18 protein-coding genes, 10 tRNA genes and 3 rRNA genes are annotated in these 23,026 nt (G+C 42.9%); 4 read left to right on the top strand and 27 right to left on the bottom strand.

The window, feature by feature from the left end; genetic code table 11:
• Positions 1-28: 28 nt before the first annotated feature.
• On the top strand, positions 29-1,339 hold the full coding sequence (locus tag AC0VYV_RS01165) for an amino acid permease (protein ID WP_475374376.1): 1,311 nt from the start codon (positions 29-31) through the stop codon (positions 1,337-1,339).
• On the opposite strand, the gene AC0VYV_RS01160 is transcribed toward AC0VYV_RS01165, so the two are convergent.
• The 8 genes from AC0VYV_RS01160 to sigW form a co-directional block, all read right to left on the bottom strand.
• On the bottom strand, positions 1,336-2,094 hold the full coding sequence (locus AC0VYV_RS01160) for a YqcI/YcgG family protein (RefSeq protein WP_475374375.1): 759 nt from the start codon (positions 2,092-2,094) through the stop codon (positions 1,336-1,338). The two genes, AC0VYV_RS01165 and AC0VYV_RS01160, sit on opposite strands and share 4 nt — an antisense overlap.
• Positions 2,095-2,157: 63 nt before the next feature.
• Positions 2,158-2,787 carry a LysE family transporter gene (locus tag AC0VYV_RS01155; protein ID WP_303535682.1) on the bottom strand — a complete coding sequence of 210 codons (630 nt, stop codon included), beginning with the start codon at positions 2,785-2,787 and terminating at the stop codon, positions 2,158-2,160.
• Positions 2,788-2,937: 150 nt separating this feature from the next.
• A complete protein-coding gene (gene glmS / locus AC0VYV_RS01150) occupies positions 2,938-4,743 on the bottom strand; it encodes a glutamine--fructose-6-phosphate transaminase (isomerizing) (protein ID WP_194222541.1) in 1,806 nt (601 codons plus the stop codon).
• A 493-nt stretch (positions 4,744-5,236) separates the two neighbouring features.
• Positions 5,237-6,580, bottom strand: coding sequence for a phosphoglucosamine mutase (gene glmM / locus AC0VYV_RS01145; RefSeq protein WP_194222542.1), 1,344 nt, complete (start codon positions 6,578-6,580; stop codon positions 5,237-5,239).
• Positions 6,581-6,619: 39 nt separating this feature from the next.
• Entirely contained in the window at positions 6,620-7,858 is a 1,239-nt protein-coding gene (locus AC0VYV_RS01140) for a CdaR family protein (RefSeq protein ID WP_475366296.1), read from the bottom strand.
• Positions 7,858-8,676, bottom strand: coding sequence for a diadenylate cyclase CdaA (gene cdaA, locus AC0VYV_RS01135; RefSeq protein WP_194222558.1), 819 nt, complete (start codon positions 8,674-8,676; stop codon positions 7,858-7,860). The genes AC0VYV_RS01140 and cdaA overlap by 1 nt, the downstream gene beginning before the upstream one ends.
• Before the next feature lie 240 nt (positions 8,677-8,916).
• Positions 8,917-9,546 (bottom strand): anti-sigma factor family protein, encoded by a 630-nt coding sequence (locus tag AC0VYV_RS01130; protein WP_303535674.1) that lies wholly within the window; start codon positions 9,544-9,546, stop codon positions 8,917-8,919.
• 16 nt (positions 9,547-9,562) lie between these two features.
• A complete protein-coding gene (gene sigW, locus AC0VYV_RS01125; RefSeq protein ID WP_194222545.1) occupies positions 9,563-10,126 on the bottom strand; it encodes an RNA polymerase sigma factor SigW in 564 nt (187 codons plus the stop codon).
• A gap of 216 nt (positions 10,127-10,342) precedes the next feature.
• Here sigW and AC0VYV_RS01120 point away from each other — a divergent pair, with 216 nt between their 5' ends.
• Positions 10,343-10,555, top strand: coding sequence for an aspartyl-phosphate phosphatase Spo0E family protein (locus AC0VYV_RS01120; RefSeq protein ID WP_194222546.1), 213 nt, complete (start codon positions 10,343-10,345; stop codon positions 10,553-10,555).
• Positions 10,556-10,577: 22 nt separating this feature from the next.
• On the opposite strand, the gene rocF is transcribed toward AC0VYV_RS01120, so the two are convergent.
• The 15 genes from rocF to AC0VYV_RS01045 all read right to left on the bottom strand — a co-directional run bounded on the left by rocF (position 10,578) and on the right by AC0VYV_RS01045 (position 18,218).
• Positions 10,578-11,480 (bottom strand): arginase, encoded by a 903-nt coding sequence (rocF, locus tag AC0VYV_RS01115; RefSeq protein ID WP_194222547.1) that lies wholly within the window; start codon positions 11,478-11,480, stop codon positions 10,578-10,580.
• A 259-nt stretch (positions 11,481-11,739) separates the two neighbouring features.
• Positions 11,740-11,815 (bottom strand) — tRNA-Ala (locus AC0VYV_RS01110).
• Positions 11,816-11,818: 3 nt separating this feature from the next.
• Positions 11,819-11,892 (bottom strand) — tRNA-Gly (locus AC0VYV_RS01105).
• Positions 11,893-11,902: 10 nt separating this feature from the next.
• A tRNA-Gly gene (locus AC0VYV_RS01100) sits at positions 11,903-11,977 on the bottom strand.
• Between the two features lie 3 nt (positions 11,978-11,980).
• Positions 11,981-12,056 (bottom strand) — tRNA-Lys (locus AC0VYV_RS01095).
• 4 nt (positions 12,057-12,060) lie between these two features.
• A tRNA-Tyr gene (locus tag AC0VYV_RS01090) sits at positions 12,061-12,145 on the bottom strand.
• Positions 12,146-12,156: 11 nt separating this feature from the next.
• Positions 12,157-12,232: transfer RNA gene (locus AC0VYV_RS01085), tRNA-Thr, on the bottom strand.
• 77 nt (positions 12,233-12,309) lie between these two features.
• Positions 12,310-12,385 (bottom strand) — tRNA-Val (locus AC0VYV_RS01080).
• A gap of 22 nt (positions 12,386-12,407) precedes the next feature.
• Positions 12,408-12,482, bottom strand: a tRNA-Glu gene (locus tag AC0VYV_RS01075).
• Positions 12,483-12,488: 6 nt separating this feature from the next.
• A tRNA-Thr gene (locus AC0VYV_RS01070) sits at positions 12,489-12,564 on the bottom strand.
• Between the two features lie 4 nt (positions 12,565-12,568).
• Positions 12,569-12,643 (bottom strand) — tRNA-Asn (locus AC0VYV_RS01065).
• 10 nt (positions 12,644-12,653) lie between these two features.
• Positions 12,654-12,770 (bottom strand): 5S ribosomal RNA (rrf, locus tag AC0VYV_RS01060).
• Positions 12,771-13,026: 256 nt separating this feature from the next.
• Positions 13,027-15,956, bottom strand: a 23S ribosomal RNA gene (locus AC0VYV_RS01055).
• A gap of 237 nt (positions 15,957-16,193) precedes the next feature.
• Positions 16,194-17,745, bottom strand: a 16S ribosomal RNA gene (locus tag AC0VYV_RS01050).
• The 16S, 23S and 5S rRNA genes sit together here with 10 tRNA genes alongside, the layout of an rRNA operon.
• 248 nt (positions 17,746-17,993) lie before the next feature.
• On the bottom strand, positions 17,994-18,218 hold the full coding sequence (locus AC0VYV_RS01045; RefSeq protein WP_194220317.1) for a hypothetical protein: 225 nt from the start codon (positions 18,216-18,218) through the stop codon (positions 17,994-17,996).
• A gap of 119 nt (positions 18,219-18,337) precedes the next feature.
• On the opposite strand from AC0VYV_RS01045, the gene pdaB reads away from it, so the two are divergent.
• Positions 18,338-19,096: a polysaccharide deacetylase family sporulation protein PdaB gene (pdaB, locus tag AC0VYV_RS01040; protein ID WP_475374374.1), complete on the top strand. Its 759-nt coding sequence runs from the start codon at positions 18,338-18,340 to the stop codon at positions 19,094-19,096.
• Between the two features lie 34 nt (positions 19,097-19,130).
• Here the strand turns inward: pdaB and AC0VYV_RS01035 are convergent, their stop codons facing one another.
• Positions 19,131-19,733, bottom strand: a complete 603-nt coding sequence (locus AC0VYV_RS01035; RefSeq protein ID WP_475366295.1) for a KinB-signaling pathway activation protein — start codon at positions 19,731-19,733, stop codon at positions 19,131-19,133.
• Between the two features lie 149 nt (positions 19,734-19,882).
• Here AC0VYV_RS01035 and gerD point away from each other — a divergent pair, with 149 nt between their 5' ends.
• Positions 19,883-20,518 carry a spore germination lipoprotein GerD gene (gerD, locus tag AC0VYV_RS01030; protein ID WP_430246585.1) on the top strand — a complete coding sequence of 212 codons (636 nt, stop codon included), beginning with the start codon at positions 19,883-19,885 and terminating at the stop codon, positions 20,516-20,518.
• Between the two features lie 42 nt (positions 20,519-20,560).
• Here the strand turns inward: gerD and AC0VYV_RS01025 are convergent, their stop codons facing one another.
• The 3 genes from AC0VYV_RS01025 to AC0VYV_RS01015 form a co-directional block, all read right to left on the bottom strand.
• Positions 20,561-21,595, bottom strand: a complete 1,035-nt coding sequence (locus tag AC0VYV_RS01025; RefSeq protein WP_194220313.1) for an Mrp/NBP35 family ATP-binding protein — start codon at positions 21,593-21,595, stop codon at positions 20,561-20,563.
• Positions 21,596-21,728: 133 nt separating this feature from the next.
• Positions 21,729-22,442: an N-acetylmuramoyl-L-alanine amidase CwlD gene (gene cwlD / locus AC0VYV_RS01020; protein WP_475366293.1), complete on the bottom strand. Its 714-nt coding sequence runs from the start codon at positions 22,440-22,442 to the stop codon at positions 21,729-21,731.
• Positions 22,443-22,524: 82 nt separating this feature from the next.
• On the bottom strand, positions 22,525-22,962 hold the full coding sequence (locus AC0VYV_RS01015; RefSeq protein ID WP_194220311.1) for a DUF2521 family protein: 438 nt from the start codon (positions 22,960-22,962) through the stop codon (positions 22,525-22,527).
• Between the last annotated feature and the right edge of the window lie 64 nt (positions 22,963-23,026).

Here is a 23,026-nt window from a genome sequence, read left to right as displayed (position 1 = left end):
CTAAAGAAGATAAGAGGGGGATGCAATAATGAGTAAATCGACAAATCACGAAAAGAAATTAACCTGGTGGCAAATGTCGTTTATAGGGATAGGGTGTATTATCGGGACCGGGTATTTCCTTGGTTCTAGTATCACGATTGAAAAAGCAGGCTATCTCGTTTTATTGGCTTATTTTCTGGCCGCGATCGGCACATGGATTGTTTATGAAGCACTTGCGAAATTAACTGCTGAACATCCAGAAAAAGGGTCTTTTCGCACTTATGCAAAACAAGCTTTTGGCCAATGGGCCGGCTTTAGTAACGGCTGGGTATACTGGTCATCTGAAATGCTTATTATGGGAAGTCAACTAACAGCCCTCGCTCTATTTGCACAGTTTTGGTTTCCGAAAGCTCCTTTATGGCTCACCGCATCTGTATTCGCTTCACTTGGCCTTATCGTTATTCTTATCGGTGTTCAACTCGTAGAAAAAATGGAGAACGTATTTGGGGTAATGAAGATTGCTGCCATTGTGATGTTTCTCGCTATCGGAATCGCCGCCTTATTTGGATGGCTTGAACCACAAAAAGGTAACGCTGGAATTGAAATCACGTCAAAAGACTTTCTCACAGGTAGCGCAATGGGTCTCTGGGTTGCCCTTGTTTATGCGTTCTATGCATTTGGTGGAATTGAAGTGATGGGACTGATGGCGAATGAGCTTGAAGATCCCAAAAATGCCCCTAAAGCTGGAAAGATCATGCTTTTAGTCTTAACGTTTCTTTACGTAATGTCTTTTTTCGTTGTGTTAAAACTTATTCCGATCAAAAGCATTGATCCGAATGAAAGTCCATTTTTAACAGCTTTAACTCAATTTCATCTACCCTGGATCCCGCAAATATTTAATGCGATCCTCATTATTGCCGGTTTCTCCACTATGGTCGCTTCCCTATATGCCGTAACGACCATGCTAGTAACACTTGCTGAAGAAAATGATGCACCTGCCCTCTTTGCAAAGAAAAGCAGGAAGATTCCTCTTCCTGCTTTTGGTCTCACGACTCTAGTCGTCTTACTTTCAATTGTTGTTGCACTACTTTTACCGGAGAACATCTTTGAGTATTTGACGACAGCTGCTGGTTTAATGCTCCTCTATAATTGGATGTTCATTCTTTTTTCATATCGGAAACTAACCAAAACTACGTTTAAAGATCATTTGAAAATTGGAACCGGCGTAGTCCTGATTGGTACAGCTATTTCAGGAACGTTATTTGACCATATTAGCCGGGCTGGATTTTTGGTTAGTTTATGCTTTCTAGTTCTCATTGCCGGGGCAACTTTTCTGAAAATGAAAAGAAAACAAAGTTAAGAGCGAATGCTCTTCCACTTGTTTTTCATCGCCATAAAGGGACACTTGGAAAGAGAAGAATCATCATCAGATAGAAAATATTGCTCCCATTCATAATTATCTTGTTGACCGTACCACTTCAAGGCGGGGTGAGCTGGAATCCCATCGTAAGAAACCAACCGTTGCCGGATCGCTTTTTTAAGCTTTTGACCAAATGTTGTTTCTGCATTAATTTCATCAAAAACCCATCTTGGTTGAAAAGCAATCAGAAAAGATGGAAACTGACGACTCTTTCGAACTTGGTGAGCTGGTGTCGCACAGAATGCAAAATACGGTTCTCCGTTGAAGCAGAACTCCCATTTAGGATCATGTGGGTCTTTAGGGATATGTTCTGGCCACTGCGCCTCATCAAGCTCATGTAAACTGTTTAGTAGCGACCAAAATAATTCCTGGTATTGATCTACTTCGGCTTTTTGTTTCTGTAACGTCGTGGAGTCAAAAAAAACAACAAGAGAGGCATATTTCCCCGTTTCCCTCGCTACTTCCCCGTACTGTTTCAACAAAGTAGCTAACTGTACACTTGCTACATCTGTTGTAGGATCTTCCGCAAATCCAAATCGTAAATTATCTTGATAGAATCCCTGCTTCCCAGGAATGCAAGGATAAGGATGTTCACGATCTCCTAACATCGCTCCAAAATGAGCAAATGCAGTTCGCTTCCAACCTTCCATTCCTTCTCCGTGTTCATCAATCCATGATTTCGTATATAGTTCCAAACGGAATCCCTCCTTAACACTACACGCGTTATCCTATTAGGAGGGACAAAAAGAGGTGCCAGTCTATCCAAGGAACAACCTAACAGCTTGCATACCGAAATAGAGTCCGAATCCGATTAACGTGATACCGGATAAGATCGATATTCGCTTCAAAATAAATGGATTTACCCACGCTCGTGCACCTGCTGATGCACTCGCCATTGTGAGATCCCATAGGGTAATACCTAAAAAAATGCCCGTACTATAAAGAAACAGTTGGGCGGCACCAAACATACTAGATGTTTGGGCTAGAATCGAACCATAAATGCCCAGCCAGAACAAAATGTTCAGCGGATTTGAGATTGCGATAAAAAAACCAGTTCGAAACGATTTGCGGTTCGTTTCATATCGTCCACTTGTCTGCTTAAGTCCAATTGAATCAGCCTTCACGATATTTTCAATTCCTGTATACGTTAAAACAAAAAAACCAAACAGCCAAAGAAATGTTTTCATAAACGGCGTCTCAATGACATGAGCAAGTCCAAAGTAAATGAGCATCATAAATACGCCATCCGCTACCATAGCTCCAAACCCTACTAACCAGGCATTCATAAAGCCAAATCGAATCCCCCTGTCCAGCTGTGCCGCATTAATCGGTCCCATTGGAGCTGAAAGGGAAAGTCCTAACAATATGTAGCTTACAAAGATACTCATACGCCTCCACCCTTCTTCGTATTCGTATCATTGTATTCGGACATGCTTTTAAGTAGTCGAAAAAAGAGAGGCGAGTCATTTTTTAACAATGATAACCAAAAATAAAACGGCCCTCCCTAGTAAGGAAAGGCCGTTCTAATCAATCTATGGTTACTCTACCGTAACTGATTTAGCAAGGTTTCTTGGCTTATCTACGTCGCATTCTCTGTGTAGCGCTGCATAGTATGCAAGTAATTGAAGCGGTACAACAGAAGCTAGCGGAGTAAGATGCTCATGTACTTCATCAAGGACGATGGTGTCGCCTTCTTCTTCAAGGCCAGCAAGAGAAATAATGCATGGTGATGCCCCACGAGAAACGACTTCTTGTACGTTTGAACGGATGCTTCCATTTACGTGCTTCTGCGTAGCAAGAGCAATAACAGGAGTACCTTTCTCAATTAGAGCAATCGTACCGTGCTTCAATTCACCGCCAGCAAATCCTTCAGCTTGAATGTAAGAGATTTCTTTCAGCTTAAGAGCTCCTTCAAGACAAACGTAGTAATCTACACCGCGACCAATAAAGAATGCATTACGCGTAACTGAAAGGAAGTTACGTGCAACTGTTTCGATCATTTCCTTCTGGTCAATCATGGACTCCATCGCTGTTGCAACGATTCCAAGCTCCTGAATTGGGTTGAAATCAAGCTTAATGCCTTTTGCCTGAGCAGTATCGACAGCAAGTAGTGTTAGTACAGCCATTTGTGCAGTGTAGGCTTTTGTTGAAGCAACCGCAATTTCAGGGCCTGCATGTGTGTGCAGCGTATAGTCAGCCTCACGAGAAAGCGTTGATCCTGGAACATTCGTAATCGTAAGAGATTTAAATCCTTTTTTCTTCACGTTCACAAGTACGCCACGGCTATCTGCCGTTTCACCACTTTGTGAAATAAAGATAAAGAGTGGATTCTGTGAAACAAGCGGCATGTTGTATAAGAACTCACTTGCGATGTGCACTTCAACAGGAACCTCAGCGATGTTCTCGATCAGCTGTTTACCAACAAGGCCAGCATTGTAACTTGTGCCACACGCAATGATGTAAATACGATCCGTTTCTTTCATTGCTTCACGAATATCTTTATCAAGTTTGATGTTATCATTCTCATCTTTGTACTTTGTAATAATGTTACGAATCGCAAGCGGCTGTTCGTCAATTTCTTTAAGCATATAGTGAGGGTATGTTCCCTTTTCTATATCACTTGCGTCGATTTCAGCTGTGAATGGTTCGCGTTCCATTACTTTTCCACTCATATCTTTAATTGTGACAGAATCACGCTTCACAATCACTACTTCTTCATCCATAAGCTCGATGAATTTACTTGTTACTTGAAGCATAGCCATTGAGTCACTTGCTACTACGTTGAAATCATCGCCGATTCCAACTAGAAGCGGACTCTTATTTTTCGCTACGTAGAGCGTTTCTGGATTATGATTGTCAATAAGTGCAAGTGCATATGAACCGTGAAGTTCATTCAATGTTTGATGGAAAGCATCTTCAACAGACATATTTTGATCTTCAACAAGAGTAGCAATAAGTTGAACAACTACTTCTGTATCTGTAGCACTTACGAAATTAACTTCGGATAAGAAGTCACGTTTGATTTGTTGATAGTTTTCAATTACACCGTTGTGAACAAGCGTGAAGCGTTCAGTTGAGCTCTGATGTGGGTGAGCATTTACCTGACTAGGTTCACCGTGTGTTGCCCAGCGTGTATGTCCAATACCTGCTGTCGCTTCCACACTTGTATCCACTTTTTTTCTAAGGTCAGCAATACGACCTTTTTCTTTAAAAAGGTGGAGTCCACCGTCATTAAGAAGCGCAATACCTGCTGAATCGTACCCTCTGTACTCAAGCTTCTCCAGACCTCGTAATAGAATTTCTTTAGCATCCTGATTTCCAATATATCCAACAATACCGCACATGTAAAAGTCCTCCTTCAATTGAAGGAGCAGGCATACAACGGGGCAGACCTGCCCCTTCTTTTCCGATTAATAGCTTTTTTGTCACCATAGTTTTGCTTTTGTTCAGAAAGTCACCTCTCTGTTTTTCACAAAACCATTCGATTGTGGTGGAGCAATCGAGAGGTATCCGCCGATGATCGATAAACCTCTTCCTCGTCAACTGTTTTCTACCGTTCGAAAACAGTCCAGGCGCTTTTATATCAAAAGTAACCCAACTTCCCTCTCTTTCCCTTTTAGAATAAAAACCAAACACACTTCTATATTATATCAATTGTAAAAAGCTGGTCAATTCTTTTTTCTAGAACAAGTCGTTCTCGCTATAATTTGCTCTATTTTGACTCATTTTAATGAGAAAATCACTTGTGAAAATTCCCCTATATATAAAAATATGCATGGGTAGCTTTTTCCGTGCTTCCCATGCATACCTTTCGTACAAACTTTTCATTTTTGTCGATTACGCTCCAAGTTCTTCTTTCACCATAGATACAACGCGATCGACGTACTCATCACATAGATCTTTTGTAGGGGCTTCAGCCATGACGCGAACAAGAGGCTCCGTTCCGGATGGACGAACAAGAATACGCCCTTCTCCGTTCATGTCGCTTTCTACTTGCTGAATCGTTTCTTGAATACGCTCGTTTGAATCTACCTTGTTTTTATCTGTTACCTTCACATTCACAAGAGATTGAGGGTACTTCTTCATTTCTCCAGCAAGCTCTGACAACGGTTTGTTTGTCACTTGCATAATGTTAGCAAGCTGAAGTGCTGATAGCATACCATCACCTGTCGTGATGTGATCAAGGAAAATAATATGTCCAGACTGCTCTCCGCCAAGGTTGTAGCCTTCTTTACGCATTTCTTCCATCACATAACGATCGCCTACCTTAGTTTGAAGCGATGTTACACCTGACTCTTCCATCCCTTTATGGAATCCAAGATTGCTCATAACAGTTGAAACAACCGTATCATGACGTAAACGCTTTTGATCTTTCATGAATTTAGCGCAGATAAACATAATCTGATCGCCATCTACAATATCTCCATTTTCATCAACGGCAATAAGACGGTCTCCATCTCCATCAAATGCAAAGCCTACGTTGGCATTCTTTTCTTTCACAAATTCAGCCAGTGTTTCTGGATGCGTCGATCCGACACCGTCGTTAATATTTGTTCCAGTAGGATTTGTACCTATAGTGGAAATATCAGCTTCAAGATCAGCGAATAAATGAGCTGCAAGCGAAGACGTTGCACCATGTGCACAGTCGAGCGCAATGTGAAGTCCAGAGAAATCTTCATCAATTGTTTGTTTCAAATACTGAAGGTACTTCTGACAACCTTCGAAGTAATCACTAACGATACCTAGATCAGCACCTGTAGGACGTGGTACAAGATCCTCATCGCTATCAATAAGCGCTTCAATTTCTTCTTCCTGAACATCTAAAAGCTTAAAGCCGTCCGGGCCAAAAAACTTAATTCCGTTATCCCCAACTGGATTGTGGGAAGCAGAAATCATTACTCCCGCTTGAGCACTTAGTGCCTTCGTTAAATGAGCAACTCCTGGCGTAGAAATGACACCAAGACGCATTACTTCAGCCCCAATGGAAAGAAGACCGGCAACTAGCGCCCCTTCAAGCATATATCCAGAAATACGCGTATCGCGTCCGATTAAAATCTTAGGTTTCTCGGTCTCTTTCGTTAAGACATACCCACCGAGACGGCCCAGTTTAAATGCAAGTTCAGGGGTAAGCTCTGTATTAGCTATCCCTCTTACACCGTCAGTACCAAAATATTTACCCATCGTTATACTCTCTCCTTTATTATCGCGCAGTTCCAACTATTAGGAAGGACTATTCTCTATTTGCAGCGTTACCTTCTTGGATGAACCGGACCAGCGAACATAAGACGGTCCGTTCCATTGTAATTCAAGTTCATGTTCTCCCTCGGAAAGACCACTTGCATCAATATAAGCCTGAAAATCATCATTCTGAATATTTTCAAGCACGCTAGATACACCATATATCTTCATATCCGTAGATCCCGTTTCAGGTTCTGAAATATTTGCTGTTAACCCATCAGATACTCCAGTTACTTTAATTGGTACATCTTCAAATGCTTTTTCATCTTCTTTACCAACTTTAATTTTTGCTTCAACCGTTTCTGGATCTACTTTTTTCATTCCGTCCGGAACTGGTACATCAAGCTCAACCGTTGTATCCTTTGTTATTTTTGATAGATCAAGTGGAATACCGTCCAGAAACTCTAGTTTGCCAAGTTCCTCTTCAGGACCAAAGACAGAAACCTCCGAAGGTTCAAGGTCAATCGATGAGATACTAACACCGTCAGGAAGCTTTCCTTTTTGATCTAGTTTAATCGGCACCTTTTTGTAAGGGGCAGTAATTGGTACTTTTACATCAACTACGGCAGGATCGATCGATACCCCCTGTATTTCTTCCATATTCGCATCATACACATTTAGTGTTATTCTTTCATTAACTTCTTCTTTTGCACCGCTCACATTTACATAGCCTCTAACAAATGCAATTTGCTCAAGCTTGGAATTTGCACCAGTAACTGTAACGGTTTTAGGTGAAACGATCGGTTCTTCTGTCGCATACCCTTCCGAAAGCTCATCTTCCTTCAACAAGTTAATTCCAGCTTGAAAGGTACTCGATTTTTTCTCTTCAATCGTCACAGAAACTCTAACTGGATCAATCGCGACATCTACATTTTCAGGAAAATCTCTGTGTTTTACTGTAACAAGATGTTGACCTGGTGTTAAATTGCGCAAATCGACATAGACCTCTTTATTCGTTAACTTTGATAGCATTAAACCATCTGTGCGGCCTTCAACAATGACATCTACGGTTTCAGGTAAATCAGAAACCACTACGCTATCTTCATCGTATAGCACTTCAAGCTCCATATCTGGTAAACGTTCTGTTTCTGTTTGTTGAGTAAGTAATCCATTAGGATCAGTAGTAGACCCATCAGGCATCGCAACAATCGTGTAAAGCATGAGAGCGAGAAGAAAAGAGATGATTTTGACAAACCAGTTGCTCGTTAACAATTTGTCCATTACTTTTTCCCCCTCCAATTACTAAAGCGGTTGGAAGTCTCAGTCTTAGACACAGAAGGATTTAGCTCAGCATTAAGAAGATCACGTAATACCTCTTCAGATAAATTTCGATGAAGTTCTCCGTTCTTTGTCAGGGAAATACTCCCTGTTTCTTCAGACACAATGAGTGTTAGGCTATCTGTTACTTCACTTATTCCAAGAGCAGCTCTGTGCCTTGTACCGAGTTCCTTCGAAATAAAAGGACTCTCTGAAAGTGGCAAATAACATGCTGCAGCTAAAATTTCATCCTTCTTTAGAATAACCGCTCCATCATGAAGTGGTGTATTCGGAATGAACACATTAATTAAAAGTTCAGAAGTTAATTTTGCATTCATAGGAATACCTGTCTCTACATAGTCATTGAGACCTGTTTCCCGCTCAATGGATATTAATGCGCCAATTCTTCTCTTACCCATATAGGATGATGACTTAATAATGGCTTCCACCATTTTATTCGTCTCTTCCTCTTCAACAGCGGAGCGAGCAAACAATCGACCGCGTCCTAACTGCTCAAGTGCTCTTCGAAGCTCAGGTTGGAAAATAATAATGATGGCAAGTAGTCCATAAAGAACGACCCGCTCTAGAATCCAATGTAGCGTGTTCAGTTCGAAAAAACTACTTAAGAACCATGCGGCAATAATGACCGTAATTCCCTTAAGAAGCTGAACAGCCTTCGTGCCACGAATAAGCATAATAATTTTATATATCACATACGTAACGAGCAAAATATCAATAATCTCAGTTATGTAATCAAGTACATTTACATTTCCAACAGGCAGCACGGCTCTTCCTCCAAACGTATTGTATTTAGCCTGAAGTTCACTTCTAGTGCATTGCTAAAATACATTTGTAACTTTTTAATTATATCATATTTTTGACAACTTCAAAAAAAGCACATCTCAATTAGTATGACATTTCATATAATTAGTAACTCTGTGATCAAATGTTGAGTTCGGGGGAGAAGAATCATTTTTTACTACAGCAATAATTCACAAAAATAAACCGCCCTATAGGACGGTTTATTTTTGTTCATCATTTGTAAATACACTACCTATATCTTGAAAAAGGTGTTTCAGCTGAAACCACGTCCAGTCAAGAATATGATCCACCTCTTCGATTTCACCAGTTACCTGTCCAGCAGAGGCCATATACTGTTCTCCATTGATCACAAGAACATCACCTTTAACCTGTCCTTCAATTTCAAGATTACGGTTTTTTACTGTTAGATCTCCTTCAATGACTTCACCCTCAGGAACAATAACCGTATTCGTTTCCTGGTCAAATCTTAAATTACCAGAGAGCGCAGATAATTGATCCTCACTCGTCCATGAAGAATAAACAGATCCTGCCATTAATACTAAGAATAAAATCGCCGCTGTTACGAATGGATGAGATTTCATCCATCGTTTCATCCAGACCGTGCGTTTCTCCTGTGGTAGCTGTTGCATTACCTTTGATGTAAAACCATCGGGTGCCTTCATAGAAGGTGAGCTGAGGAGAAACGATTCCGTTTTCTTCAGTTCTTCATAATGCTCTTTGCAATCATGACATGTCTTTAAATGATCAAATAGCTCTTTACGCTGTTGATCTGTAGCTTCTTCATCAAGTACATCATGCATAATTGCAACTATTTCTGCAGGGCATTTCATAGCTTCTCCCCCTTTCTTACTGCTCTCGAAGCTTCTTTCTAAGCGCTTCTCTACCCCGATGTATTCGGGTTTTGACCGTTCCTACTGGTAAATCCAGAATTTCACTGATTTCCTTTAGCGATAACTCCTGAATATACTTTAAAGTTATAGCACTTCGATACTTAGCTGGCAAACTTAGAATAGCCTGATGTATCCCATCCTGTGCCTCTAACGATACAACTTCATCATCAGGTAATGGTTCATCAGTCGACACTTGAGAATACATTGTCAGACCTTCCGTTCCCGAAATTTCAGCATCGAGGTAATAATCCGGCTTTTTCTTTCGCATACGATCAATCGATAAGTTCGTGGCTATACGATATAACCAAGTAGAGAATTTTCGATCAATCTGATAGCGATCAATGTTCGTATAAGCACGAATGAATGCCTCCTGAGCCACATCCTCAGCTTCCTGCCTGTTACCAAGCATTCGGTATGTCAAAGCAAAGACTCGATCTTTATAGAGCTCTACTAACTCCCCAAATGCATTATGGTCCCCTTTTCTTACTTTCAACACGATTCTTTTTACGATTGCATCCATTTTTTCAACCCCCGCTGATTCCTGCGGCTATTATAGTTACGTATCAGGAAAAACAAAGTTTCACTTTTTCTAAAAAAACATTTTCTAATCTTTCCTTATTCTATCACGTTTGAATTACTGTTTTTAATGAAAATACATAATTTTCTAGTGAAAATAGTTTATTTTTTTAATATATAGGGTATAAAGCTATAAATTATTGAGAGGGTGGTTCGGCTCATGGAAAGGTTGAATCGAAAAATAAGCTTTCAAATAAAAAGCGAGAAAGATCATCTCCTTCAAGAAATTGAGGCTTCCCGCAATAAAATGAATTTATTAGCAAGGAACAAACCACTTAGTTCTTCCGAAATAATTGAAATTAGCACTTATCTGGACTATCTATTAAACGAATATGATCAATGTCGAAATAAAAAAACAGCGGCTTTATCTTAAGATAAAGTCGCTGCCTTTGTGTTTATTTTAATTTTTCCCCAAATAAAGATCCCATTAAAGCGACGGCAACAGTAGCCGTTTTATTTTTCTCGTCTAAAATAGGATTCACTTCAACGAATTCTGCAGAAGTTAAAATGTTTGATTCTGCAAGCATTTCCATCGCAAGATGACTCTCACGATAGCTAATTCCTCCAAGTACTGGTGTACCTACTCCAGGAGCATCGTGCGGATCAAGTCCATCAAGGTCAAGACTTAAATGCACCCCATCAGTGTCTTTCGATACATACTCGATAGCCTCTTCCATTACTTGCGTCATACCCATACGGTCAACTTCATGCATCGTATATACTTTAATACCTTTTTCTTTAATCAGTTTACGCTCACCATCATCAAGAGAACGAGCTCCGATAATCACAATGTTTTCTGGTTTAATTTTAGGTGAATATCCTGAAATGCTAGTTAAAGACTCATCACCAATACCAAGACTAACTGCAAGTGGCATTCCATGAATATTTCCTGATGGTGACGTTTCGGAGTTATTTAAATCACCATGCGCATCGTACCAAATAACGCCTAAATTTTCATAATTACGTGCTACACCGGCAAGAGTGCCAATAGCAATACTATGATCTCCACCAAACACTAGTGGAAAGCGCTTTCGATTAATCACTTCATTTACAACATTTGAAAGCTTTTCGCTAGCATCAGCAACTTCTTTCAAATTTTTAAGTTGATGATCCTGTTCTTCTGGACGCTTTTCTGGCCTTCCTATTTCAATATCCCCAAGATCTTCAATATCGTAATTCAAATTTGATAACCGTTCTACAATTCCAGCATATCTGATCGCACTTGGACCCATGTCTACCCCGCGTCTCATTTGGCCAAGATCCATTGGTACTCCTATAATCGAAAGTTTATTATTCATTATGTAGCCTCCTCGTATCCTAGTCTAGCTCTATTCTACCCATATTCCAGTAAATGACTCAACCTGACATAAAATACGAATAAATATTCATACAATTACGTAAATTGATGTTCTTTACGGATAAATATAAGGAACAGTAGCCTGGCCGTGGAGGATCTGAATCATATATCATCTGCAAGGCGCATTAGAAATAGAAAAGTTTCCTACTTCAAAATGATTTTATGACATAAAAAAAACCCTAAACATTGTTTAAGGAAAATGGTGGAGCCTAGCGGGATCGAACCGCTGACCTCCTGCGTGCAAGGCAGGCGCTCTCCCAGCTGAGCTAAGGCCCCATTTGGAGCGGGTGATGGGGATCGAACCCACGACATCAGCTTGGAAGGCTGAGGTTTTACCACTAAACTACACCCGCATATAAAGTTTGGAGCGGAAGACGGGATTCGAACCCGCGACCCCCACCTTGGCAAGGTGATGTTCTACCACTGAACTACTTCCGCATATGGTGAGCCATGAAGGACTCGAACCTTCGACCCTCTGATTAAAAGTCAGATGCTCTACCAACTGAGCTAATGGCTCTTACTGGTGGAGGGGGACGGATTCGAACCGCCGAACCCTGAGGGAGCGGATTTACAGTCCGCCGCGTTTAGCCACTTCGCTACCCCTCCACTGGAAAAAATGGTGCCGGCCAGAGGACTTGAACCCCCAACCTACTGATTACAAATCAGTTGCTCTACCAATTGAGCTAGGCCGGCAAATATATAGTATTAACAAATAAAAAAGAGTGCACTCTACTGAGTACTCCTGAAGGTAAAGCAATTATTAAGAAAAATGGTGGAGGATGACGGGCTCGAACCGCCGACCCTCTGCTTGTAAGGCAGATGCTCTCCCAGCTGAGCTAATCCTCCACAGAGTATAGATAAATTAAATTGGTGACCCGTACGGGATTCGAACCCGTGTTACCGCCGTGAAAGGGCGGTGTCTTAACCGCTTGACCAACGGGCCATGTCCTGGAGCTTCCAACCGGATTCGAACCGATGACCCCTTCCTTACCATGGAAGTGCTCTACCTGCTGAGCTATGGAAGCATAATGGCTCCACAGGTAGGATTCGAACCTACGACCGATCGGTTAACAGCCGATTGCTCTACCACTGAGCTACTGTGGAATATTGGTCAGCCTGGCAACGTCCTACTCTTGCAGGGGGAGATCCCCCAACTACCATCGGCGCTGAAGAGCTTAACTTCCGTGTTCGGCATGGGAACGGGTGTGGCCTCTTCGCCATCATTACCAGACTAATCAAAGGTTGTTCCACTAGAAAGTGTTTAACCAAGGACAAGATATATCTTACTATATTTCTTTATAAAGATCAAGAAAAATTTTCATTCCTTGAAAACTAGATAGCACGCACAACGTTTTCCAATAACAATGTCTAGTTCCGCAGGCTACATTCTTGCCCATTTCACTCTTTCACTTCAGGCGAAAAGCGCCTTACGTTCAAGAGCTCCAATGGTCTACGAAAGTGACCAAGCCTGCTTTACTTTTCGTTTTTAGGTTAAGCCCTCGATCGATTAGTATTCGTCAGCTCCACGTGTTGCCACGCTTCCACCCCGAACCTATCTACCTCATCATCTCTAAGGGATCTTACCAGCTTAATGCTGTGGGAAATCTCATCTCGAGGGGGGCTTCATGCTTAGATGCTTTCAGCACTTATCCCTTCCACACGTAGCTACCCAGCTATGCTCCTGGCGGAACAACTGGTACACCAGCGGTGTGTCCATCCCGGTCCTCTCGTACTAAGGACAGCTCCTCTCAAATTTCCTGCGCCCGCGACGGATAGGGACCGAACTGTCTCACGACGTTCTGAACCCAGCTCGCGTACCGCTTTAATGGGCGAACAGCCCAACCCTTGGGACCTACTTCAGCCCCAGGATGCGATGAGCCGACATCGAGGTGCCAAACCTCCCCGTCGATGTGGACTCTTGGGGGAGATAAGCCTGTTATCCCCAGGGTAGCTTTTATCCGTTGAGCGATGGCCCTTCCATGCGGAACCACCGGATCACTAAGCCCGACTTTCGTCCCTGCTCGACTTGTAGGTCTCGCAGTCAAGCTCCCTTGTGCCTTTACACTCTGCGAATGATTTCCAACCATTCTGAGGGAACCTTTGGGCGCCTCCGTTACACTTTAGGAGGCGACCGCCCCAGTCAAACTGCCCACCTGACACTGTCTCCGCACCGGATCACGGTGCTGGGTTAGAATGTCAGTACAGCCAGGGTAGTATCCCACCGACGCCTCCATCGAACCTGGCGGTCCGACTTCTATGGCTCCTACCTATCCTGTACAAGCTGTACCAAAATCCAATATCAAGCTACAGTAAAGCTCCATGGGGTCTTTCCGTCCTGTCGCGGGTAACCTGCATCTTCACAGGTACTATAATTTCACCGGGTCTCTCGTTGAGACAGTATCCAAGTCGTTGCACCTTTCGTGCGGGTCGGAACTTACCCGACAAGGAATTTCGCTACCTTAGGACCGTTATAGTTACGGCCGCCGTTTACTGGGGCTTCGATTCAGAGCTTCTCCCGTAAGGGATAACCCCTCCTCTTAACCTTCCAGCACCGGGCAGGTGTCAGCCCCTATACTTCGCCTTACGGCTTTGCAGAGACCTGTGTTTTTGCTAAACAGTCGCTTGGATCTTTTCACTGCGGCTCCCCTGGGCTATAAACCCGAGGAAGCACCCCTTCTCCCGAAGTTACGGGGTCATTTTGCCGAGTTCCTTAACGAGAGTTCTCCCGATCGTCTTAGGATTCTCTCCTCGCCTACCTGTGTCGGTTTGCGGTACGGGCACCTTTTTCCTCACTAGAGGCTTTTCTTGGCAGCGTAGAATCAAGGACTTCGGTACTAAATTTCCCTCGCCATCACGACTCAGCCTTCATGGTGAACGGATTTGCCTATTCACCAGCCTAATCGCTTGGACGCGCATTTCCAGCAGCGCGCTCTCCCTATCTTTCTGCGTCCCCCCGTCGTTCAAACGGAAAGGAGGTGGTACAGGAATATCAACCTGTTATCCATCGCCTACGCCTTTCGGCCTCGGCTTAGGTCCCGACTAACCCTGAGCGGACGAGCCTTCCTCAGGAAACCTTGGGCTTTCGACGGACAAGATTCTCACTTGTCTTTCGCTACTCATACCGGCATTCTCACTTCTAAGCGCTCCACCAGTCCTTTCGGTCTGACTTCACAGCCCTTAGAACGCTCTCCTACCATTGTCGTAAGACAATCCACAGCTTCGGTGATACGTTTAGCCCCGGTACATTTTCGGCGCAGCGTCACTCGACCAGTGAGCTATTACGCACTCTTTAAATGATGGCTGCTTCTAAGCCAACATCCTGGTTGTCTAAGCAACGCCACATCCTTTTCCACTTAACGTATACTTTGGGACCTTAGCTGGTGGTCTGGGCTGTTTCCCTCTCGACTACGGATCTTATCACTCGCAGTCTGACTCCCGCGGATAAATCGTTGGCATTCGGAGTTTGACTGGATTCGGTAATCCGGTAAGGACCCCTAGTCCAATCAGTGCTCTACCTCCAAGATTCTTGCCGCGAGGCTAGCCCTAAAGCTATTTCGGAGAGAACCAGCTATCTCCAGGTTCGATTGGCATTTCACCGCTACCCACACCTCATCCCCGCATTTTTCAACATGCGTGGGTTCGGGCCTCCATTCAGTGTTACCTGAACTTCACCCTGGACATGGGTAGATCACCTGGTTTCGGGTCTACGACCACGTACTATTTCGCCCTATTCAGACTCGCTTTCGCTGCGGCTCCGCCTTCTCAGCTTAACCTTGCACGGGATCGTAACTCGCCGGTTCATTCTACAAAAGGCACGCTGTCACCCATTAACGGGCTCCAACTAGTTGTAGGCACACGGTTTCAGGTTCTTTTTCACTCCCCTTCCGGGGTGCTTTTCACCTTTCCCTCACGGTACTGGTTCACTATCGGTCACTAGAGAGTATTTAGCCTTGGGAGATGGTCCTCCCGGATTCCGACGGGGTTTCACGTGTCCCGCCGTACTCAGGATCCGTCTCGGAGGGCATCGGATTTTGACTACAGGATTGTTACCTTCTCTGATGGACCTTTCCAGGTCGCTTCGTCTATCCGTGCCTTTGTAACTCCAAAGAGACGTCCTACAACCCCAGAGGGCAAGCCCTCTGGTTTGGGCTGATTCCGTTTCGCTCGCCGCTACTCAGGAAATCGCGTTTGCTTTCTCTTCCTCCGGGTAATGAGATGTTTCAGTTCCCCGGGTCTGCCTTCCATTCCCTATGTATTCAGAAATGGATACCATCCTATTAAAGATGGTGGGTTCCCCCATTCGGAAATCTCCGGATCAAAGCGTACTTACAGCTCCCCGAAGCATATCGGTGTTCGTCCCGTCCTTCTTAGGCTTCTAGTGCCAAGGCATCCACCGTGCGCCCTTAGTAGCTTAACCTTCGATTTGTTAGGCATTGCTGCCATAACGCATCAGTTATTACTAAGTTATTGCATAAAAAATAATTATTGGATGTCGTTGTTTGTGCTATCTAGTTTTCAAGGAACAAGGCTACTACTTGAATCCGCCTAAGCTTCATCACTTCACCTGTTTTGAAAGAATAAATCATTCTTTCAAAACTAAACGAAACGCTCATGTAAGGTTGGTAACGTAAGTTACCTTCGTAATTCTCCATAGAAAGGAGGTGATCCAGCCGCACCTTCCGATACGGCTACCTTGTTACGACTTCACCCCAATCATTTGTCCCACCTTCGGCGGCTGGCTCCATAAAGGTTACCCCACCGACTTCGGGTGTTACAAACTCTCGTGGTGTGACGGGCGGTGTGTACAAGGCCCGGGAACGTATTCACCGCGGCATGCTGATCCGCGATTACTAGCAATTCCGGCTTCATGCAGGCGAGTTGCAGCCTGCAATCCGAACTGAGAACGGCTTTATGGGATTCGCTTCACCTCGCGGTGTTGCTGCCCTTTGTACCGTCCATTGTAGCACGTGTGTAGCCCAGGTCATAAGGGGCATGATGATTTGACGTCATCCCCACCTTCCTCCGGTTTGTCACCGGCAGTCACCTTAGAGTGCCCAACTGAATGCTGGCAACTAAGATCAAGGGTTGCGCTCGTTGCGGGACTTAACCCAACATCTCACGACACGAGCTGACGACAACCATGCACCACCTGTCACTCCGTCCCCCGAAGGGGAACGTCCTGTCTCCAGGATTGTCAGAGGATGTCAAGACCTGGTAAGGTTCTTCGCGTTGCTTCGAATTAAACCACATGCTCCACTGCTTGTGCGGGCCCCCGTCAATTCCTTTGAGTTTCAACCTTGCGGTCGTACTCCCCAGGCGGAGTGCTTAATGTGTTAACTTCAGCACTGAGGGTGGAACCCCCCAACACCTAGCACTCATCGTTTACGGCGTGGACTACCAGGGTATCTAATCCTGTTTGCTCCCCACGCTTTCGCGCCTCAGCGTCAGTTACAGACCAGAGAGCCGCCTTCGCCACTGGTGTTCCTCCACATATCTACGCATTTCACCGCTACACGTGGAATTCCACTCTCCTCTTCTGCACTCAAGTCCTCCAGTTTCCAATGACCCTCCACGGTTGAGCCGTGGGCTTTCACATCAGACTTAAAAGACCGCCTGCGCGCGCTTTACGCCCAATAATTCCGGACAACGCTTGCCACCTACGTATTACCGCGGCTGCTGGCACGTAGTTAGCCGTGGCTTTCTGGTTAGGTACCGTCAAGGTACCGCCCTATTCGAACGGTACTTGTTCTTCCCTAACAACAGAGCTTTACGACCCGAAGGCCTTCGTCACTCACGCGGCGTTGCTCCGTCAGACTTTCGTCCATTGCGGAAGATTCCCTACTGCTGCCTCCCGTAGGAGTCTGGGCCGTGTCTCAGTCCCAGTGTGGCCGATCACCCTCTCAGGTCGGCTACGCATCGTCGCCTTGGTAAGCCATTACCTTACCAACTAGCTAATGCGCCGCGGGCCCATCCTGAAGTGTTAGCTCGAAAGCCAACTTTCAACATTGCACCATGCGGTGCGATGTATTACCCGGTATTAGCTCCGGTTTCCCGGAGTTATCCCAGTCTGCAGGGCAGGTTGCCCACGTGTTACTCACCCGTCCGCCGCTAAGATCAGGGAGCAAGCTCCCATCTCTTCGCTCGACTTGCATGTATTAGGCACGCCGCCAGCGTTCGTCCTGAGCCAGGATCAAACTCTCCGATAGAAAGCTTAATCTAGCTTTAAAACAATGTTTTGTTTCCTTAGAAACAACTACTTACATGGCGTTTCGTTCAGTTTTCAAAGATCAATTTGTTTCTTTCAATGTCGTTTTCAGCGACTTTATTAATATACCATATTAACTCCGTCAGCGTCAATAACTTTTTTGAAATCCTTTTTGGCGTCAACTGCATTGTTGCGGCGACCTATATAAATATACAGGTAGTTGTACTATTTGGCAAGGGGTATTTTAAATTAATTTGTACTTTTTTTCAAAATCCGCCTATACTTCGAAATCTCCGCTTCTGTAGCCGTTCTTTTATAGATACCTAATAGAAGGTGATATCGTTCTTCCATCGCTCTTTTAATTAGTCCATCGATTCGATTGTTATCCAGGTCTAACAGTAGCTCTTCCATTTCTCTTTTAAGTAAGTATTCGATTTCCTTCATCTCTTTAAAGTTTACTAAGAATCCAATCATCTGAACCTCTCCTTCCTCAAACCAGTATGACCTAAGCTTTTAAGAAATATGTGTCTCCTCTAGAGTTTGTACATAGTTAAGAAACTTTTCGCATATGAATGGGACAAAGGGGGTGCATGATGAGGTTTTTTTGGATTTGGAATGGCATGCGAATAAAGCATGGACTGATTATAGTTACAGCCGCTTTCTTTGCTGCAATTATTCTTTTTATTGAAGGTGGGGACCTCGCTGTATTTACAAATAACAACGTCCCGCTCGCAATTGATCACGTGAAAAGCGAGGATAAACGTCTTGCATTAACCTTTGATATTAGTTGGGGCGAGACAAAAGCTCTACCTATTCTTGAAGAGCTAAAACAAAATAAAGTGAAAGCCTCATTCTTCATTTCGGGAGCCTGGGCTGAACGCCACCCTGAAATTGTTGAGCAAATTGCAAAAGATGGACACGAAATCGGGAACCTTGGATATCGATATGAGAACTATACGTCAATGAAGGACGAGGAAATAAAAAAGGACATTATTCGTTCTAATGAAGCAATCAAAAAAGTAACAGATGACCAACCAGAATTACTAAGACCACCAAATGGAAACTTTGATAAACGTGTTCTTATTCTATCTGAGAAGTTTAATTACACAGTCATTCATTGGAGTCTCGATTCAGAAGACTGGAAAAACCCAGGAGTAGACAAAATTGTTCAGAATGTAACAACACAAGCTGATCCGGGAGATATCATTCTTATGCATGCATCTGATTCCGCTAAACAAACAGTTGAAGCCATTCCAGAAATGATCTCTCTTCTAAAAAAGGAAGGCTATTCTTTTGTCACAGTCAGTGAACTCGTATCTAATGCAAAAATAAATACCAAGGAAGTAAAATAAGCAGCCCTCCGATTAGGAGAGCTGCTTTTGTGTATTAAGCTTCTTTTCGAATTAATCGATGAAGTGTTAGCAATTGCCATACATTACTCACCAATAGCGGAATCAAAATAAGCCAGAGCCATTTTGGATCATTACTTTGCAGGCCAGGAATCCACTCAAGAATAGTTACAACAACAATAAAGAAAAGAGCTGGAATAAAGGCCTGCTTATTCGTTTCTTTTTGCTTAATATATGCTGTTACCAATCCAATAATCAAAATAAAAAGAGCGGTCAAGATATAACTTAGAATACTCTCTCCTTTTTCAGCAAAAACAGCATAGCGGAAGTAGACAAGATCGAATAGAGCGACCGCAATAAGTACGACTTGTATCGTATTCCAAAGCTTTACTGATTTAAAGATACCAAGACCAAAACGATGAATTGTTAAATAGGCAAAGAATCCCATCTGACTAATCAAACTAAAGATACTAGATACTCCCAGTAACCAGAGTATCACAATGAGGAACGAAACAAATTCTCCATTTTTCAGATCCGTCCAATACTGTGACCAATCTAAAACAATCCCTGTGAGCATACCTGCTGTTGATCCAATCAGAAGGGTTGTAAAAAATAAGTAAACAAGATTTCTTGTTTTCAAAATCAAACCCCCGTAAACGTTAATGGTGCTTCTATGTTGAATTGTACCAATGCCACTTTTAAATTGCCACCCTTCCTTTATTCACCGGGTATAAATTCACAGTTTCGCCTAATATTAAGGTTAACACCTCGAGAAAGGAGCACAGACTTATGAGTCATGGATTCAAACTGCTTGCTCTTGGATTAACCATTCTTTTAATAACCGGATGTGCCTCGGGTTCTGCTGAAGGATCTCAGGCTAATTACGAAGAAACGAAAAAGATGCTTGTCGATCTACTTAAATCAGATGATGGCAAGAAAGCAATTCAAGAAGTCATGTCAGATGAAGAAATAAAAAAACAACTTGTTATGGAACAGCCATTTGTGAAAGAAACCATACAAAAAGTACTAACAACTGAAGAAGGAAAAGATTACTGGCAAGAAATGCTGAAAGATCCTGCGTTCGTTGAGAACTTTGCCAAGAACATTCAAAGTGAAAATGAGAAATTATTTAAATCACTGATGGATGATCCAGAATACCAGGAAAAAATGATGGATCTCTTGCAAGATCCGGTAATGGAAAAACATTATTTACAACTACTCGAAAGTAAACAATCGAGACAGCAAATTAAAGACCTTATATCCGAAACATTTGAAAGTCCGTTATTCCAGGCCAAAATCCAGGAAATGTTAACTGGAATTACTTCTGAACAACTAAAATCATCTGAGAGCGGTAATAAGAAAGAAGAAAACACAGACAATACCGAATCAGATAGTGGCGAAGGATCAAATTCTGGTCAGAAATAATCTGCATAATAAAAGGACATGCGCTCGCATGCCCTTTTATTATTATTTTGCTGTTCTTTTTAAGATTTCTTGTGCAATGTGAAGATATTGCTGTCCAATCGGATGATCTTCTTGATAAACAGAAGGTGCAAATTCTTCATCATTAAAATCTGGCTGCCCAAGAGGAAGTCTACCAAGAATGTCAGTTGTTAACTCGGAAGCTAACTTATCTCCTCCACCTTGACCAAACACATATTCTTTCTCGCCTGTTACTTTACTCTCAAAGTAAGACATATTTTCAACAACACCAAGCACTTCATGTTTCGTTTTAAGCGCCATAGCACCCGCTCTCGCAGCTACAAAAGCTGCTGTAGCATGAGGAGTGGTCACGATGATCTCTTTTGAAGCCGGAAGCATCGTATGAACATCCAATGCTACATCTCCCGTTCCTGGCGGTAAATCTAGAAGCAGGTAATCTAACTCTCCCCAATCTACTTCACTAAAGAAGTTATTCAGCATTTTCCCAAGCATTGGACCACGCCAAATAACAGGAGCGTTATCTTCTACAAAAAAGGCCATAGACATTACTTTAACGCCAAACCGCTCAACGGGATAGATTTTTTCGTTTTCCACTTTGGGTCTGGTTTCAATCCCCATCATATCCGGTACACTAAATCCATAAATATCTGCATCGATAATGCCGACCTTTTTTCCAAGACGGGCAAGTGACGTTGCAAGGTTTACGGTTACAGTTGATTTACCTACGCCACCTTTTCCACTTGCCACTGCGATAAACTGTGTTTTACTTTCTGGAGAAAGCAATGACGGGAGGTCAGGATTAGCAGATGTTCCTTCAGGAAGCTCTTCATCCGCCAACTGTTCAAATCGCAATCCCACTGATTCGGCCCCTTCGCCTTTTAAAGTGTTGACGATTTCTTGCTGCACCTTCATCTGTTCAGCTGATTCAGTTTGAGCAAGAGCAACCTTAACACTGACATAGCCTTCTTTCGTTTTCACATCACGAATCGTGATACTTTTATGTAAAATAGGATCTTGCACCTTTTGTAGTAATTCAACGACTTGATCTTTCGTTAACATGGAGGCACCACCTTCTCTGAATTCGATTACATTGCTAGTATAACATATCATTCAGAGAGTTTTGACTTCGGTGCTTGAAGGATATACCAAATCAATGAAAGAGTATAGAACGTACAATAAGCCAGTGTTTTCTTTATTCCTCGGGTACTGGCTCATTTGTCGTATATCGTATAATGCCCTGATAAATAGAGGCTGCGACTTTATTTTGATACGTTTCAGTATTTAATAACTCCCTCTCAGTAGGGTTAGAAAGGAAGCCAACTTCAACAAGAGCTCCTGGAACTTCAGCCTCTCTTAGTAAATATACACTATCCATGTTTTTAGCCAATCGATTTGTGTTTTCAAGGTTTCGCTTAATTTCAGCCTGAATAAAACGAGATAAGGCCTGGCTCTCATCATTAACTGGATTATAAAACGTTTGAGCGCCACTCCATTTAGAAGACGGAATCGCATTTAGATGAATACTCACAAAAAGATCGTTACTTCCCTCATTAATCAACTCAACTCGTTTTCTTAAATCTTCAGCTTTTCGATTGCTAAGTCCCTTAGTTCCTTCTGCTGCTAAATCTGTATCCGTCTCACGTGTCATAATAACAAGCGCTCCCGCTTCTTGGAGATAATCCCTTAACTTAAGAGAGATCGTTAACGCAATATCTTTTTCAACCACGTTATCACCAACAGCTCCTCCATCAGCCCCTCCATGTCCAGCGTCAATGACAATGACCTGTCCTGATAAAGGAAGATGCCAGGCATCCCAAGAAGAATCAATAGCGAATTTGTAATTAATAATAAATAACAGCACGATGATTCCAGTGGCAACACCAAATCGCTTATACCACTTTTTCATATCCCACTAACACCGCCCCTTATTTTGTCCTATCTTATCTATATGGGACGGGTAGCTGAATTAGTCATGGAACTTAATCAATTTATTGTAATCGAAGTCGACGCCTCATTGTTCCTTTTTCATAGCCTGCTTTCCACCAATTCGAAACAAATACATCACACGTAATTTGTAATGATTCTTCGTAAACCGCTGACGTTTTCCAGAAAAGCCAGTAATCAAACAACGCTTCAATTAATGCTTTCTCTAATTTGAAGCACCGTTTATGCGCTGTCGACATTGATTCTCCATAATAAGAAAACTTGCTATACTCAGCACCAAGTAAATATGCTTCGATCGCAATGTCCATACAAACATTCTCCACATCACCTTTATACAGAATAGCCTCTGAGAAAAATGGAGAAAACAGTTCTCTTATGTTATCCGATAGCTCTTTCAATGAAATTTCAATCAACACCCTTCGTTCGAATTCAAGGCGTTTATGACGCTGACGTTCCTTGAATACAGTAATAACGTTGTCCATCTCACCCATCCTCTCGAATCATATTGTTTTAGTCTCACTCAAGAGTTGGGGAGTATACAGCAAA

It is taken from the genome of Anaerobacillus sp. QJM3NY_17 (assembly GCF_056173665.1).
Note: the sequence above shows the minus strand (reverse complement) of the source record. Positions and strands in the feature narration are given on the sequence as shown.